This is a genomic window from Prevotella amnii CRIS 21A-A, assembly GCF_000177355.1.
Lineage (GTDB): Bacteria > Bacteroidota > Bacteroidia > Bacteroidales > Bacteroidaceae > Prevotella > Prevotella amnii.
The window spans coordinates 91,136-107,227 of the sequence record NZ_ADFQ01000075.1; the positions used below are offsets into that span (position 1 = coordinate 91,136).

The 16,092-nt window shown below is 37.5% G+C and carries 14 protein-coding genes, 5 tRNA genes and 1 pseudogene; 18 read left to right on the forward strand and 2 right to left on the reverse strand.

Annotation, left to right across the window (positions count from 1 at the left end):
- Nucleotides 1-35: 35 nt before the first annotated feature.
- Nucleotides 36-191 carry a hypothetical protein gene (locus tag HMPREF9018_RS11010; protein WP_157794589.1) on the reverse strand — a complete coding sequence of 52 codons (156 nt, stop codon included), beginning with the start codon at nt 189-191 and terminating at the stop codon, nt 36-38.
- Between the two features lie 180 nt (nt 192-371).
- Nucleotides 372-614 carry a hypothetical protein gene (locus HMPREF9018_RS06815; protein ID WP_231551720.1) on the reverse strand — a complete coding sequence of 81 codons (243 nt, stop codon included), beginning with the start codon at nt 612-614 and terminating at the stop codon, nt 372-374.
- Between the two features lie 198 nt (nt 615-812).
- Between HMPREF9018_RS06815 and HMPREF9018_RS06820 the strand changes: the two are divergent.
- From HMPREF9018_RS06820 to rpoC, 18 genes and pseudogenes are all read left to right on the forward strand, one after another.
- A pseudogene (locus tag HMPREF9018_RS06820) lies at nt 813-1,208 on the forward strand (LuxR family transcriptional regulator); the annotation flags it as partial.
- Between the two features lie 227 nt (nt 1,209-1,435).
- Nucleotides 1,436-1,627: a 30S ribosomal protein S21 gene (rpsU, locus tag HMPREF9018_RS06825; protein ID WP_008449704.1), complete on the forward strand. Its 192-nt coding sequence runs from the start codon at nt 1,436-1,438 to the stop codon at nt 1,625-1,627.
- Nucleotides 1,628-1,699: 72 nt separating this feature from the next.
- The gene (locus tag HMPREF9018_RS06830; protein ID WP_008449673.1) at nt 1,700-2,578 is read left to right on the forward strand and encodes a tyrosine-type recombinase/integrase; all 879 of its coding nucleotides are present in this window, start codon (nt 1,700-1,702) and stop codon (nt 2,576-2,578) included.
- Between the two features lie 22 nt (nt 2,579-2,600).
- The gene (hpf, locus tag HMPREF9018_RS06835; protein WP_008449667.1) at nt 2,601-2,900 is read left to right on the forward strand and encodes a ribosome hibernation-promoting factor, HPF/YfiA family; all 300 of its coding nucleotides are present in this window, start codon (nt 2,601-2,603) and stop codon (nt 2,898-2,900) included.
- 99 nt (nt 2,901-2,999) lie between these two features.
- A tRNA-Thr gene (locus tag HMPREF9018_RS06840) sits at nt 3,000-3,073 on the forward strand.
- 33 nt (nt 3,074-3,106) lie between these two features.
- Nucleotides 3,107-3,188: transfer RNA gene (locus HMPREF9018_RS06845), tRNA-Tyr, on the forward strand.
- A gap of 9 nt (nt 3,189-3,197) precedes the next feature.
- A tRNA-Gly gene (locus tag HMPREF9018_RS06850) sits at nt 3,198-3,270 on the forward strand.
- A 6-nt stretch (nt 3,271-3,276) separates the two neighbouring features.
- Nucleotides 3,277-3,348, forward strand: a tRNA-Thr gene (locus tag HMPREF9018_RS06855).
- Nucleotides 3,349-3,419: 71 nt separating this feature from the next.
- Nucleotides 3,420-4,616 carry an elongation factor Tu gene (tuf, locus tag HMPREF9018_RS06860; RefSeq protein WP_008449622.1) on the forward strand — a complete coding sequence of 399 codons (1,197 nt, stop codon included), beginning with the start codon at nt 3,420-3,422 and terminating at the stop codon, nt 4,614-4,616.
- A gap of 60 nt (nt 4,617-4,676) precedes the next feature.
- Nucleotides 4,677-4,749: transfer RNA gene (locus HMPREF9018_RS06865), tRNA-Trp, on the forward strand.
- Nucleotides 4,750-4,765: 16 nt separating this feature from the next.
- Nucleotides 4,766-4,957, forward strand: a complete 192-nt coding sequence (secE, locus tag HMPREF9018_RS10735) for a preprotein translocase subunit SecE (protein ID WP_081452778.1) — start codon at nt 4,766-4,768, stop codon at nt 4,955-4,957.
- 14 nt (nt 4,958-4,971) lie between these two features.
- Nucleotides 4,972-5,517, forward strand: coding sequence for a transcription termination/antitermination protein NusG (nusG, locus tag HMPREF9018_RS06870; protein ID WP_008449608.1), 546 nt, complete (start codon nt 4,972-4,974; stop codon nt 5,515-5,517).
- 60 nt (nt 5,518-5,577) lie between these two features.
- Nucleotides 5,578-6,018 carry a 50S ribosomal protein L11 gene (gene rplK, locus HMPREF9018_RS06875; protein ID WP_008449628.1) on the forward strand — a complete coding sequence of 147 codons (441 nt, stop codon included), beginning with the start codon at nt 5,578-5,580 and terminating at the stop codon, nt 6,016-6,018.
- Between the two features lie 21 nt (nt 6,019-6,039).
- A complete protein-coding gene (rplA, locus tag HMPREF9018_RS06880; protein WP_008449733.1) occupies nt 6,040-6,732 on the forward strand; it encodes a 50S ribosomal protein L1 in 693 nt (230 codons plus the stop codon).
- 18 nt (nt 6,733-6,750) lie between these two features.
- On the forward strand, nt 6,751-7,269 hold the full coding sequence (gene rplJ, locus HMPREF9018_RS06885; RefSeq protein ID WP_008449683.1) for a 50S ribosomal protein L10: 519 nt from the start codon (nt 6,751-6,753) through the stop codon (nt 7,267-7,269).
- Between the two features lie 59 nt (nt 7,270-7,328).
- Nucleotides 7,329-7,703: a 50S ribosomal protein L7/L12 gene (gene rplL, locus HMPREF9018_RS06890; RefSeq protein WP_008449674.1), complete on the forward strand. Its 375-nt coding sequence runs from the start codon at nt 7,329-7,331 to the stop codon at nt 7,701-7,703.
- 141 nt (nt 7,704-7,844) lie between these two features.
- Nucleotides 7,845-11,654 (forward strand): DNA-directed RNA polymerase subunit beta, encoded by a 3,810-nt coding sequence (rpoB, locus tag HMPREF9018_RS06895; protein ID WP_008449693.1) that lies wholly within the window; start codon nt 7,845-7,847, stop codon nt 11,652-11,654.
- 26 nt (nt 11,655-11,680) lie between these two features.
- Complete coding sequence (rpoC, locus tag HMPREF9018_RS06900) at nt 11,681-16,054, forward strand: DNA-directed RNA polymerase subunit beta' (protein WP_008449764.1); 4,374 nt, start codon at nt 11,681-11,683, stop codon at nt 16,052-16,054.
- Nucleotides 16,055-16,092: the final 38 nt, after the last annotated feature.

Genomic DNA, 16,092 nt, shown 5'->3' on the forward strand with positions numbered 1-16,092 from the left:
GCACACAGTAAAGTGTGCATACCATCATAGAGAAATTAAGCTAAAATACCACCATTATTGCTGGAACCATCTTTGATTATAACAACGGTTTCTCCAGCACCACCCTTTTCGCAGACACATGTTCCCATACTTCCGCCTGTTACTTCTTCCATCTCGGCAAGAAGTAAACTTTCAATTTCATTATTATTCATTTTTTATTATTTATTTTATCGTCTTAAAGCTTCCGGCATTGCTCCTTTGGGCAGTTAGGTCTGCTTTATAATCTTGTCGACTTGATTATTTCTGTTGCAAATTTAATTGTTTTTTTTATTTTCACCACATAAAATATGAAATAATTAAGTTATTATCTTTTTTTTTGTGTAAAAATGTAACTATGTAACCTTGCAAAGTTCGTTAAATTTGGAAAAGAGACTTTTGAAACCTTTTTTGCTGGAACATACTGGAACTGTTTCAGATGTCAGGTAGTCAATGGATTTTCCGATTCGATGTGTACCAAATCCCAACACCTTCATTACTTTCAATAGTTTGCTGTCAATCTCTGCAATCATATAGCTGTACTTGTCCTCTACTATCGGTTTTACTGCCAATGCCATTAACCGCTTGAACAATGTCAATGTGGATATTCCTGTTTTCGTTGCAACCGCAAAGCGTCCCGATAAGCCAAAAGCTATAATCATCTATTACACTTTTGTGTAATTTGGCATCTTTCCTTTTATTTTTTACACTTTTGTGTAATATTTTTGATGTATTCCGTATTGAAAATGTACTTTTGCAGTAAAATATATCAGCGAACCTTAGCACGTTTAGCATATATGACAGACATAAAAGATTTCTTTATCGCATCAAACACTTTGCATAATGCACCAGATTATGATTCAAATATATTGTCAACATTGATTCATACAGTAGAGGCATTTGCTCGTGTTACCTATCAGAGTGTTTACTTGATAGACTATTACAGACAGGAATTTCTTTATGTGTCGGACAACCCTTTATTTCTTTGTGGGCATACAGCAAAGGAAGTGAAGGAATTAGGCTACAGCTTTTACTTGGAGCATGTACTGGAGGACGAACAAAAAATGCTCGTAGAGCTGAATAGCAGTGGGTTTAAGTTTTTTGATACTTTCGATATAGTTGATAAGGATAAATGCTCTATGTCATATCACTTTCATTTGAATAGTGGAACAAAGAGGAAACTAATAAATCACTAACTTACTCCAATATTGTTGACTGATGAAGGTAAAATATGGATTGGTATGTATGTTGTGTTTTTTTGGATAAAGTACATTTTTTATTGTTTTGTTATTTGATAGAAGAAAAATATTTATTTTTTTTTGCTTATTAAGAAAATTAGCAGTAATTTTGCAATCGCTAATGGCATATAGTGAGCCTAAAGCACTGTTTAATAAATAAATAAATAATTAAAATAAAAAACATGATTATTGTACCAGTAAAAGATGGCGAAAACATCGAAAGAGCGCTAAAAAAATTTAAGAGAAAGTTTGAAAAAACGGGTGTTGTAAAAGAATTACGTTCTCGCCAGCAGTTTGACAAGCCTTCTGTTAAGAAGCGTTTGAAGATGGAGCGTGCTATTTATGTGCAGCGTCTTCGTGAAATGGAGGAGTAACTTTTTTGGTAAAACTCTTGGTTGTTTCATATAATCTCTGTAATTTAGTCGCCGAAAACTGGTGATGATATTATGCGAATGGTGGAACAATTCTTAAGCTATCTATCTTTAGAGAAAGGTTATTCTTTAAAGACTATAGAGAGTTATCGTGAAGATTTAAATGGCTTTGAGCTGTTTTATAAGAGTTGTGACGAGCAGCTTACTTTGAAAAGTATAGATTCTGATGTTATTCGCAATTGGGTAGAATATATGATGGATAATAAGGCTGCGGTATCTTCTGTGAATAGGAGGTTAAGTGCGTTAAGAAGTCTGTATCGTTATTTGCTCAAACATAGATTTGTGGAAAAAGATCCAGTGCATGGGGTTCGTGGTCCTAAGAAGCAAAAACCATTGCCTGTGTTTGTGAAAGAATCGGAAATGGATTGTCTTTTGCGGAAGGAGATGTGGGGTGGCGTATATAATGACGTATTAGCGCGTGCTATAATAATGATGTTATATGAAACAGGTATGCGCCTAAGTGAGATAACAGGGCTTGATATGAGTAGTGTAGACTTTTATACGTGTACTGTAAAAGTAACGGGTAAGCGTAATAAGCAACGTATAATTCCAATAGGACAAGAGTTGGAAGAAGAGTTGAAATCTTATTTAAAAAAGCGTGTTTCTGTTGAAGGAGAAAAAGCGTTCTTTGTTACTGAGAAAGGTATAAGAGTAAATGCTAATCAGGTTAGATACCTTGTAAAGAAAAATCTTTCAAAGGTGTCTACATTGAAAAAACGGACTCCTCATGTGTTACGGCATAGTTTTGCAACAGCAATGTTAAATCATAAAGCCGGATTAGAAAGTGTTCGTAAGCTATTAGGGCATGAGTCTCTTGCTACAACAGAAGTATATACTCATACCACATTTGAACAGTTAAAGCAAATTTATAAAAGTGCCCATCCAAGGTCTTAATTATAAAAAAAAGGAGGTGATTATGGAGATTTTTATTAGGTCAATTCATTTTGATGCTACTGAGAAGTTGCAAGCCTTTATTAATAAAAAGGTAGAGAAGTTAGAGAAGTCTTATGATGAAATTCAGAAAGTAGAGGTGCAATTAAAAGTTGAGAAGCCTGCTTCAGCATTAAACAAGACAACAAGCATTAATATTGTAGTCCCGGGTACAACGCTTTTTGTTGAAAAGACAAGTGATACTTTTGAGGAAAGTGTTGATATGTGCTTAGATGCAGTTAAAGTTCAGCTTGCAAAATATAAAGAAAAACAACGTAGTCGTTAATTTTTTATCCTAAAAGTTTTGAGGATTAAAAAATAAACATTAACTTTGCAGCCGTTTTACAATGGTATAGCAGCAAAAGTTTATAACGGTTGCATGTTCGCCTCTTTAGCTCAGTTGGCCAGAGCACGTGATTTGTAATCTCGGGGTCGTTGGTTCGAATCCGACAAGAGGCTCTCCTATAAAGCGTATAGGAATAAAAAGAGTAAGGGTAGTTTCCAGAGTGGCCAAATGGGGCAGACTGTAAATCTGCTGCTTCTAGCTTCGGTGGTTCGAATCCATCACTACCCACTCTTAATTGCGGAAATAGCTCAGTTGATAGAGCACTAGCCTTCCAAGCTGGGGGTCGCGGGTTTGAGCCCCGTTTTCCGCTCACGTTGCTGTAATAGCTCAGTGGTAGAGCACTTCCTTGGTAAGGAAGAGGTCCTGAGTTCAACTCTCAGTTACAGCTCTACATTATATTTATAGTAATGTAAGTCTTTAAAATTGATTATTAATTTAATATTAAATAAAAAATAAGCTATGGCTAAAGAAGAATTCGTACGTACCAAACCGCACGTAAATATTGGTACTATTGGTCACGTAGACCACGGTAAGACAACTCTTACTGCTGCTATTTCTAAGACTCTTCATGAAAAGGGTTTCGGTACTGGTGATATAAAGTCTTTCGATCAGATCGATAATGCACCTGAGGAGAAAGAGCGTGGTATTACTATTAATTCTGCTCATATAGAGTACGAAACAGCTAATCGTCACTATGCTCACGTAGATTGTCCAGGACACGCTGACTACGTAAAGAACATGGTAACAGGTGCTGCACAGATGGATGGTTCTATTCTTGTTGTAGCTGCTACAGATGGTCCTATGCCTCAGACACGTGAGCACGTATTGTTGGCTCGTCAGGTAAATGTACCTCGTTTGGTTGTTTTCTTGAATAAGTGCGACATGGTTGATGATGAAGAAATGCTTGACCTTGTTGAGATGGAAGTTCGTGAGATTCTTGAGCAGTATGGATATGAGGAGGATACTCCTATTATTCGTGGTTCAGCACTTGGAGCATTAAATGGTGTAGAGAAGTGGGTAAACTCTGTTATGGAATTGATGGATACTGTAGATACATGGATTCAGCAGCCAGAGCGTGAAGTTGATAAACCTTTCTTGATGCCTGTAGAAGATGTGTTCTCAATTACTGGTCGTGGTACAGTAGCTACTGGTCGTATCGAAACAGGAAAGTGTAAGGTTGGTGATGAAGTACAGTTGTTAGGTCTTGGTGAAGACAAAAAGTCTGTTATCACTGGAGTAGAAATGTTCCGTAAGAATTTGAGCGAAGGTGAAGCTGGTGATAATGTTGGTTTGTTACTTCGTGGTATTGATAAATCAGAAGTTAAGCGTGGTATGGTAGTTGTACACCCAGGTGCTATTACTCCTCATGATCATTTTAAGGCTTCTATTTATGTTTTGAAAAAAGAAGAAGGTGGTCGTCATACTCCTTTCGGTAACAAATATCGTCCACAGTTCTATCTTCGTACAATGGACTGTACAGGTGAAATAAAATTACCAGAAGGTGTAGAAATGGTAATGCCTGGTGATAATGTTGAAATAGAAGTTTCTTTAATTTATAAGGTTGCTTTGAACGAAGGTTTACGTTTTGCTATTCGTGAGGGTGGTCGTACCGTAGGATCTGGTCAGATTACAGCAATTTTAGACGACTTGAAGTAATTTTATTATATAAAGGTATAAGATAATAGTTCCCAATTCTTTTGGGTTGGGAATTATCTTACGGGTTTAGCTCAGTTGGTAGAGCGACGGTCTCCAAAACCGTAGGTCGTGGGTTCGAACCCTGCAACCCGTGCTAAAAGATAAATTTTATGTTTAATAAGTTAGTTAAATATTGCAAGGTTTGTTACGAAGAACTTGCGCATAAGACTACTTGGCCATCACGTGCCGAACTTACACATAGTGCAATGGTTGTGTTATCTGCTTCCCTTGTCATTGCAGTGATTGTGTTTTTCATGGACTTTGTTTTCCAACATGTGATGAATTTTGTATATCCAAGTTAAAATATATTGGGGAAATGGCTGATATAGAGAATAAATGGTATGTACTTCGTGCTATAAGCGGTAAAGAATCAAAAGTAAAAGAGTATATTGATGCTCAATTGCGTATGAATTCAAAGTTGGCTGAACGTGTTTTTGAGGTGTTATTGCCAATGGAGAAGCATACCTCTTTACGTAATGGCAAGCGTGTGGTTAAGGAGAAATTAAGTCTCCCTGGTTATGTTCTTGTCCAAGCCAATATGACTCCTGATGTAGCTTCTACACTTAGATTTATTCCTAATGTCTTGGGATTTTTAGGTGGGACTTCTGAGCCTACACCTGTTCGTCAGGCAGATGTGAATAGGTTATTGGGTAATGTAGAAGATGTTGAGGCTGGAAATATGCAAGATGTGCCATACAATGTGGGTGAGTCGGTGAAAGTTATAGAAGGACCTTTTTCTGGTTTTCATGGTGTTATAGAAGATGTTAATACTGAGAAACATAAGCTGAAGGTAATGGTTATGATTTTTGGCAGACAAAATCCACTTGAATTAAGTTTTATGCAAGTTGCAAGAGAAGAATAAGTATTGTTACGGATAATTGTTCTATCTTTTATAGTTTAATTTTTAATATTAACAAAGGAAATGGCTAAAGAAGTTGCTGGTTTAATCAAACTACAGATTAAAGGCGGTGCTGCGAATCCTTCACCCCCAGTTGGTCCTGCTCTTGGTTCCAAGGGTATAAATATCATGGGATTTTGTAAGGAATTTAATGCCCGTACCCAGGACAAGGCTGGTAAAGTACTTCCAGTCGTAATTACTTATTACAACGATAAGTCTTTCAGCTTTATCATTAAAACTCCTCCTGCTGCAGTCCAGTTAATGGAAGCTGCAAAAGTTAAAGGAGGTTCTGGTGAGCCTAATAGAAAGAAGGTAGCTACAGTTACTTGGGATCAGATTAAGGCAATAGCTGAAGATAAGATGCCAGATTTAAATTGCTTCACTGTAGAAAGTGCAATGCGTTTGATAGCTGGTACTGCTCGTAGTATGGGTATTACAGTAAAAGGGGATTTCCCTGGTGAATAATTTTAAACTTCAAAAGTAAAAATGAGTAAACTGACAAAAAATCAGAAATCAGTAGCTGAGAAGGTTGAAACAGGGAAAGCGTATACATTAGCAGAGGCATCACAATTAGTAAAAGATATTACTACTACAAAGTTTGATGCTTCGGTTGATATAGACGTGCGTCTCGGTGTAGACCCTCGTAAAGCTAATCAAATGGTACGTGGCGTAGTGTCGCTCCCATATGGTACAGGTAAGGTTACCCGTGTTCTCTGCCTTTGTACTCCTGATCAGGAAGCTGCTGCAAAAGAAGCTGGTGCAGATCATGTGGGTCTTGATGAATATGTTGAGAAGATTAAAGGTGGCTGGACAGATATAGATGTTATTATTACAATGCCATCTTGTATGGGTAAATTAGGTCCTTTAGGTCGTGTTCTTGGTCCTCGTGGGCTTATGCCTAACCCTAAAAGTGGTACTGTGACTATGGACGTTGCTAAAGCAGTTAAGGAAGTAAAGCAAGGCAAAATAGATTTTAAGGTTGATAAAGCTGGTATTATTCATACTTCAATCGGTAAGGTTGGTATGTCTGCTGAACAAATTTTTGGTAATGCTAAGGAATTTATTTCTACAGTTATCAAGTTGAAACCTGCTGCTGCTAAAGGTACATATATCAAGAGTATCTTTATTTCGAGTACAATGAGTAAGGGTATAAAGATTGATCCTAAATCAGCTGAATAACTCTAAAAGTTTGGTAAAATGAAAAAAGAAGTAAAAGATACTATTATAGCTGAGCTCGGTGAGACAATAAAAAGCTATCCTCATTTCTATATAGTTGATGTGACTGGTTTGAATGCAGAAGCTACAAGTTCTCTCCGTCGTAAATGCTTTAAGAGCGAAATAAAGATGGTTGTTGTTAAAAACACCCTTCTTCATAAAGCTTTAGAAGCTTCAGATGTAGATTTTGAACCATTATATAGTTCGTTGGTTGGTAACACTGCTGTTATGTTTTCGACTACAGCAAATGTTCCTGCTAAGCTATTGAAAGAATATTCTAAGGAAGGTATACCTGCTTTAAAAGCGGCATATGCTGAAGAATCTATTTTCGTAGGTGCTGATAAATTAGCCGAACTTGCGGCTCTTAAGAGTAAGAATGAACTTATTGCAGATGTTGTGGCATTGCTACAATCTCCAGCAAAGAATGTGATGTCTTCTCTTCAATCTGGTGCGAACACTATTCATGGTGTGCTTAAGACTTTAGGCGAGCGCGCAGAATAAAATCTAATAAAGTCAAAGATATATTTATTTTTAGAACAAAATTAAAAAGTTTAAATAAGATGGCAGATATTAAAGCTATTGCAGAAGAATTAGTAAATCTTACTGTTAAGGAAGTGAATGAGTTGGCAACAGTCCTAAAGGACGAGTATGGTATCGAACCTGCAGCTGCAGCTGTTGCTGTTGCTGGTCCTGCTGCTGGTGGTGCAGCTGCTGCTGAAGAGAAAACGTCTTTTGATGTAGTTCTTACTGAAGCTGGTCCAAATAAATTAAAGGTAGTTAAGGCTGTTAAGGAAGCTTGTGGTCTTGGATTGAAAGAAGCTAAAGATTTAGTTGATGGAGCACCTTCTACATTGAAGGAAGGCTTGTCTAAAGATGAAGCTGAAAACTTGAAGAAGGCTATTGAAGCTGAAGGTGCTAAAGTTGAATTAAAATAAGTTTTAGTTAACTATTTAAATTATAAGGTTAGAATTTACCAAGTAGGTGAGTTCTAACCTTTTTATGTCTTTTAGACTTTTATTGAATGTCTTTCCTTTTTATATTAAGGTTGTTTTCATTCGATTATTATTATTTTATTTATGGCATTAGAAAATAAACCCAGAGTAAATTTTGCAAGCGTTAAGAATCCTTATCCATATCCAGATTTTCTTGATGTACAGCTAAAATCTTTTAGTGATTTTTTACAGCTTGATACACCTCCTGAAGAACGTAAGAATGATGGTCTATATAAGGTTTTCACAGAAAATTTTCCTATAACTGATACGCGTAATAATTTTGTTCTAGAGTTCTTGGATTATTTTGTAGATCCTCCTCGTTATTCTATAGAAGAGTGTTTAGAGCGTGGATTGACATATAGTGTTCCTTTGAAGGCTAAGATGAAATTATACTGTACAGATCCTGATCATGAGGATTTTGCTACTGTAACAGATGATGTTTTTTTAGGTACTATACCATATATGACAGGTAATGGTACTTTTGTTATTAATGGAGCTGAACGTGTTGTAGTATCTCAGCTACATCGTTCTCCTGGTGTTTTCTTTGGACAAGGGGTTCATGCTAATGGTTCTGTTTTATATAGTGCTCGTATAATTCCTTTTAAAGGCTCTTGGATAGAGTTTGCAACAGACATTAATAATGTTATGTATGCTTACATAGACCGAAAGAAAAAATTGCCAGTGACAACAATGTTGCGTGCAATTGGTTTTGAGAGTGATAAGGATATTCTTCAAATTTTCGATTTATGTGAAGAAATAAAGGTTAATAAGAAGAATATGAAGGCTGCTATCGGTAGAAGAATAGCAGGAAATGTAATGAAGACGTGGACAGAAGATTTTGTTGATGAAGATACAGGAGAAGTTGTTTCTATCGAACGAAATGAAGTTGTTGTGGAGCGTGAAACATTGATAACAGAAGATAATATTGATATAATATTAGGAAGTTCTGTTCCAACGATTTTATTACATAAGGATGAAGATGCAGCAAATAAGTATTCTATAATATTCAATACATTAGCAAAAGATCCTAGTCATTCAGAAATAGAGGCTGTAAATTATATTTATCGTCAGCTTCGTAATGCTGATGCTGCTGATGATGCTAGTGCACGTGAGGTTTTTCAAAATTTGTTCTTTTCTGATAAAAGATATGATTTAGGTGAGGTAGGTCGTTATCGTATTAATAAAAAGTTGGGAATTGAAACAGACTCAGAGGTAAGGGTACTTACCAAGGAAGACATTATAGAAATTGTTAAGTATCTTATTAATTTAATCAATTCTAATGCTACAGTTGACGATATCGATCACTTATCTAATCGTCGTGTTCGTACTGTTGGTGAGCAGTTGGCTAATCAGTTTTCTATAGGTTTAGCACGTATGAGCCGTACTATTAGAGAACGTATGAATGTTCGTGATAGTGAGGTGTTTCGTCCAACAGATCTGATTAATGCTAAGACTATTTCTAGTGTTATAAATTCTTTTTTTGGGACTAATCCTTTAAGTCAGTTTATGGACCAAACCAATCCTTTGGCAGAGGTTACTCATAAAAGACGTTTATCTGCTCTTGGTCCTGGAGGATTGTCTCGTGAGCGTGCAGGTTTTGAAGTTCGTGATGTCCACTATACTCATTATGGTCGTTTGTGTCCTATAGAATCACCTGAAGGACCTAATATTGGTTTGATATCATCATTATGTATGTATGCTAAGATAAACGATCTTGGCTTTATAGTAACTCCTTATCGTAAGGTTAGTGCTGCAAAGGTAGATATGAATAATGATGATGTTGTTTACTTAACAGCAGAGGAAGAAGAAGAGAAAATAATAGGACAGGGTAATGCTCCTTTGAACGATGATGGTACATTTATTCGTGAGACTGTTAAATGTCGTAAGGATGCAGATTATCCAGTGGTATTACCTTCTAATGTTAGCTTAATGGATGTTTCTCCACAACAGATAGCTTCTGTTTCTGCAGGTTTGATACCTTTCTTAGAGCATGACGATGGACACCGTGCGCTTATGGGTTGTAATATGATGCGTCAAGCTGTTCCATTGCTTCATAATGACGCTCCTATAGTAGGAACAGGTTTAGAGAAGCAGGTATGTGAGGATTCACGTACAATGATTATGGCAGAAGGAGATGGTGTTGTAGAATATGTTGATGCTACAACTATACGCATTCTTTATGATAGAACAGAAGAAGAGGAATTTGTAAGTTTTGAGCCAGCTTTAAAAGAGTATCGTATTCCAAAGTTCCGTCGTACTAATCAGAATATGGTTATTGATCTTCGTCCTATTTGTGAGAAGGGTCAGCGTGTAAAGAAGAATGACATTTTAACAGAAGGTTATGCTACTGAAAATGGAGAGTTAGCTCTTGGTCGTAATCTTCTTGTAGCTTATATGCCTTGGAAGGGATATAATTATGAGGACGCTGTAGTTATTTCTGAACGAATGGTACGTGAAGATATCCTGACTTCTGTCCATGTAGATGAATATTCTTTAGAAGTTCGTGAGACTAAGCGTGGTGTAGAAGAGTTTACATCTGATATTCCTAATGTGAGTGAGGAAACCACCAAAGATCTTGATGATAATGGTATTATTCGTGTAGGTGCTCGTGTAGAGCCTGGTGATATTATGATTGGTAAAATTTCTCCAAAGGGCGAGAGTGATCCTTCTCCTGAAGAGAAATTACTCCGTGCTATCTTTGGTGATAAAGCAGGTGATGTTAAAGATTCTTCTTTGAAAGCCAATCCTTCTTTGAGTGGTGTTGTTATTGATAAAAAGTTATTCAGTCGCGCTCTTAAAACTCGAGAAAGTAAACGTCAAGATAAGATATTTTTACAGCGTTTAGATAAGGAGCAAGAAACAAAGATTAATGACTTGAAGGATATTCTTGTGGATAAGTTATTAGAACTTACCGAAGGTAAGGATTCTTCAGGTGTTAAGGACTATTCAGATGCTGAGATAATTACAAAAGGCAGTAAGTTTACTATAGCAGCGTTGAAGAATCTTGACTATGAGAGTATACAGTCTAGTGGTTGGACCGAAGACGAGCATACAAACTTATTAATCCAAAAGCTGATAATGAACTTTATTCGTAAGTATAAGCAGATGGATGCAGAGCTCAAGCGACGTAAATTTGCTATAACAATAGGCGATGAGCTTCCTTCTGGTGTTCTTCAGATGGCTAAGGTTTATATTGCTAAGAAACGTAAGATTCAGGTTGGTGATAAGCTCGCTGGACGTCATGGTAATAAAGGTATTGTATCTAAGGTTGTGCGAACAGAAGATATGCCTTTCCTTGAGGATGGACGTCCTGTAGATTTAGTTTTAAATCCTATGGGTGTGCCTTCTCGTATGAACTTAGGTCAGATTTTCGAAGCTATTCTTGGTGCAGCAGGTCGTAAGTTAGGAGTTAAGTTTGCTACCCCAATCTTTGATGGTGCTAAGTTAGAAGATCTTAAGGAGTGGACAGATAAGGCAGGTCTTCCTAATTTATGTTCTACTCATATTTACGATGGTGAAACAGGTGAACGTTTTGATCAGCCAGCTACAGTAGGTGTTACCTATTTCTTAAAGTTGGGACATATGGTAGAAGACAAAATGCATGCTCGTAGTATAGGTCCTTATTCTTTAATAACGCAACAGCCACTTGGTGGTAAAGCACAGTTTGGTGGTCAGCGTTTTGGAGAGATGGAGGTTTGGGCTATTGAGGCGTTTGGTGCGTCTCATGTCTTACAAGAGATTTTAACTATTAAGTCTGATGACGTTGTAGGGCGTTCTAAGGCTTATGAAGCAATAGTTAAGGGTGAACCTATGCCTACACCAGGTATACCAGAATCTCTTAATGTTTTATTGCATGAGCTTCGTGGTTTAGGCTTGAGTATCAAACTTGATTAAATTGAACACCTCAAATAAAAGTAAATATGGCTTTTAAAAAAGATAATAAAGTAAAGAGTAATTTTAATAAGATTACGATAGGTTTAGCTTCTCCAGAAGAGATTTTAGAAAATTCTTATGGAGAGGTAACTAAACCAGAGACTATTAACTACCGCACTTACAAACCAGAGCGTGATGGCTTGTTTTGTGAACGTATCTTTGGTCCTACAAAGGATTATGAGTGTACATGTGGTAAATATAAGCGTATTCGTTATAAGGGTATTGTCTGTGATCGTTGTGGAGTTGAAGTTACGGAGAAAAAAGTGCGCCGTGAGCGTGCTGGGCATATAGAGCTTGTAGTACCAGTAGCACATATTTGGTATTTTCGTAGTCTTCCCAATAAAATAGGATATTTACTTGGTCTGCCAACTAAGAAATTAGATTCTATTATTTATTATGAGCGTTACGTTGTTATTCAGCCTGGAGTAGTGGAAGGTATGAAGGCAGGTGATACTGATGAAGATTTAAACGGTTCGCATAAGCTCGATCTTCTTTCAGAAGAAGAGTATCTAAACATACTTGACAATAAGTTGCCACAAGGTAATGAATATTTAGATGATTCAGATCCTAAGAAGTTTATTGCAAAGATGGGTGCAGAGGCTGTTTATGATCTTTTAAAGAATATTGATCTTGACCATCTTGCTGGTGAATTGCGCGATCGTGCTACAACAGATACCAGTCAGCAGCGTAAGACTGAAGCTTTGAAGCGTTTGCAGGTCGTAGAAGGTTTCCGCCAGTCTGTTGGGATAAATCAGCCTGAATGGATGATCATGAAGATTATTCCAGTAACTCCTCCAGAATTACGTCCATTGGTTCCGTTAGATGGAGGTCGTTTTGCTACGTCCGATTTAAATGATCTTTATCGTCGTGTTATTATTCGTAATAATCGTTTGAAGAGATTAATGGAAATACATGCTCCTGAAGTCATTTTGCGTAATGAGAAGCGTATGCTTCAGGAAGCTGTCGATTCTTTATTTGATAATAGTCGTAAATCTTCTGCTGTAAAGAGCGAGAGTAATCGTCCATTAAAATCTCTTTCTGACTCTTTGAAGGGTAAGCAAGGGCGTTTCCGTCAAAATCTTTTAGGTAAACGTGTTGATTATTCAGCTCGTTCTGTAATTGTAGTAGGTCCAGAATTGCAGATGGGTGAGTGTGGTCTTCCTAAACTAATGGCAGCAGAACTTTATAAGCCATTTATTATTCGTAAGTTGATAGAGCGTGGTATTGTAAAGACTGTGAAGAGTGCTAAGAAGATTGTAGATCGCAGAGAACCTGTTATTTGGGACATTTTAGAGAATGTTATGAAGGGGCATCCTGTTATGTTAAACCGTGCTCCTACGCTTCACCGTTTGGGTATTCAAGCTTTTCAGCCAAAACTTATCGAAGGTAAGGCTATTCAGTTACATCCATTAGCTTGTACGGCTTTTAATGCCGACTTTGATGGTGACCAGATGGCAGTCCATCTTCCGTTAAGCAATGAAGCTATTTTGGAGACTCAAATTTTGATGCTTCAAAGTCATAATATCCTTAACCCGGCTAATGGTGCTCCTATTACTGTTCCTTCTCAAGACATGGTGCTTGGTTTATATTATATAACAAAGCTCCGTGCAGGTGTTATGGGTGAAGGCTTAACTTTCTATGGTCCAGAGGAAGCAGTTATTGCTTATAACGAGAAACGTTGTGAATTGCACGCTAAGGTAAATGTAATAGTAGAAGATCTTGTAGATGGTAAGATCCAGAAGCATATGGTAGAAACCTCTGTTGGTCGTGTTATAGTTAATGAACTTGTACCAACCGAGATAGGCTTTTTTAATGGTATTATATCAAAGAAATCGCTTCGTGGCTTGATAGCAGATGTTATTAAGTCGGTAGGTATGGCTCGTGCTTGTGAGTTCTTAGATGGTATAAAGAATCTGGGCTATCGTATGGCATATGTTGCAGGTCTTTCTTTTAACTTAGACGATATAATAGTCCCAGAGGAGAAGGTTAATATTGTAGGTAAGGGACAAGAAGAGGTAGATCAGGTAAAAGCTAACTATGAGATGGGTTTCATCACAGATAAGGAGCGTTATAATCAGGTTATTGATGCGTGGACTCATGTAAATAATAATCTAAAGGCTAGTGTTATGAAGCATATGACAGAAGCCGATCAGGGTTTTAATGCTGTATATATGATGCTTGACTCAGGTGCTCGTGGTTCTGCTGATCAGATAGCACAGCTTGCTGGTATGCGTGGTTTGATGGCTAAGCCTCAAAAGGCAGGAGCAGAAGGAGCTCAAATCATAGAGAATCCTATTCTTTCTAATTTTAAGGAAGGAATGTCAGTGCTTGAGTATTTTATATCTTCTCATGGTGCTCGTAAAGGTCTTGCAGATACAGCTATGAAGACTGCTGATGCAGGATATTTAACGCGTCGTTTGGTAGATGTTTCTCATGATGTTATAATAACAGAAGATGATTGTGGTTCACTTCGTGGTCTTGAGTGTCGTGCTTTAAAAAGTGGAGATGAGGTTATAGCTTCCTTAGGTGAGCGTATACTTGGTCGTGTATCTGTGCATGATGTTCTTAATCCTACGACAGGTGAAGTAATTGTTGCTGCGGGAGAAGAAATAACAGAGGCTAAGGTTAAGTTGATAGAAGCATCTCCGATAGAAATGGTTGAGATACGTTCTGTACTTACTTGTGAGAGCAAAAAAGGTGTATGTAAGAAATGTTATGGTCGCAATCTTGCTTCTGCTCGTATGGTGCAGTTGGGAGAGGCTGTAGGCGTTATTGCAGCCCAAGCTATTGGCGAACCTGGTACTCAGCTTACTCTTCGTACATTCCATGCAGGTGGTATTGCTTCTAATGCTGCTGCTAATGCTACAATCACAGCGAAGAACGATTCTAAGATAGAGTTTGATGAGATTCGTACCGTACCTTTCTTAGATGAAGATGGGAAAGAGTGTGAGATGGTAGTGAGTCGTTTAGCAGAAATTCGTTTTATAGATCCTAACACAGGTATTATTCTATTGAATGATAATATACCTTATGGTAGTTCTCTTTATTTTAAGAGTGGCGATAAGGTTAAGAAGGGTGATGTTATCTGTAAGTGGGATCCTTTTAATGCTGTTATTGTTTCTGAGTATGCAGGTAAACTCCATTTGCATGATGTTATTGAAGGAGTTACTTATAAGGCTGAAACCGACGATGCAACAGGTCTTACTGAGCGTATTATTACCGACTCTCGTGATAAAGCTCGTGTTCCTACTGTAGATATAGTTAAGAAGGGAGCTAAGAAGGAGGCTGATGGTAATTATGCTGCTGCTGATATTCTTGGTACATATAATCTTCCTGTTGGTGGACACTTGGAGCAGGTGTTAAAAGAGGGACAGGAAATTAAGACTGGTGTTACCCTTGTTAAGATACCACGTTCAGTAGGTGGTGCGGGTGATATTACTGGTGGTCTTCCACGTGTAACCGAATTGTTTGAGGCTCGTAATCCTTCTAATCCTGCTGTTGTTTCAGAAATAGATGGTGAGGTTACTATGGGAAAGGTAAAGCGTGGTAATCGTGAGATCATAGTTACTTCTAAGACAGGTGAGCAGCGTAAGTATCTTGTAAGTCTGTCTAAGCAGATACTTGTTCAGGAACACGATGCTGTTCGTGCAGGTACTCCTCTTTCAGATGGCATTATTACTCCGGCTGACATTCTTTCTATTATGGGACCTACGGCAGTTCAGGAATATATTGTTAATGAGGTACAAGATGTCTATCGTTTGCAAGGTGTGAAGATTAATGATAAGCACTTTGAGATTATTGTTCGTCAGATGATGCGTAAGGTGCGTATTGACGATCCAGGAGATACTACATTCTTAGAGCAGGATCTTGTAGATAAGTTAGATTTTGCAGAAGAGAATGATCGTATTTGGGGTAAAAAGGTTGTTACAGACCCAGGTGATAGCGAAAATTGTTATAAAGGTCAGATACTTTCTGCTCGTAAGTTACGTGATGAAAATTCTGCTTTAAAGCGTCGTGATATGAAGCCTGTCCAAGTGCGTGATGCTGTTCAAGCTACTGCAACACAGATATTGCAAGGTATTACTCGTGCTTCTCTTGGTACAAAGAGCTTTATGAGTGCTGCTTCTTTCCAAGAAACAACAAAGGTTCTTAATGAAGCTGCTATTCGTGGTAAGAGCGATCAGCTGCTTGGTATGAAGGAGAATGTCATTTGTGGGCATCTTATTCCTGCAGGTACAGGTCTTCGTCAATGGCAAAAGTTGATAGTAGGTTCTAAGGAAGAACATGACCGTATGGAAGCTAATAAGAAGAATGTACTTGATTTTGCAGAGGAAGAAGCAGAAAATGTTTCTGTAGATTAATTTGATTTATTTTGCATTATAAAAAAACGTGTTATCCA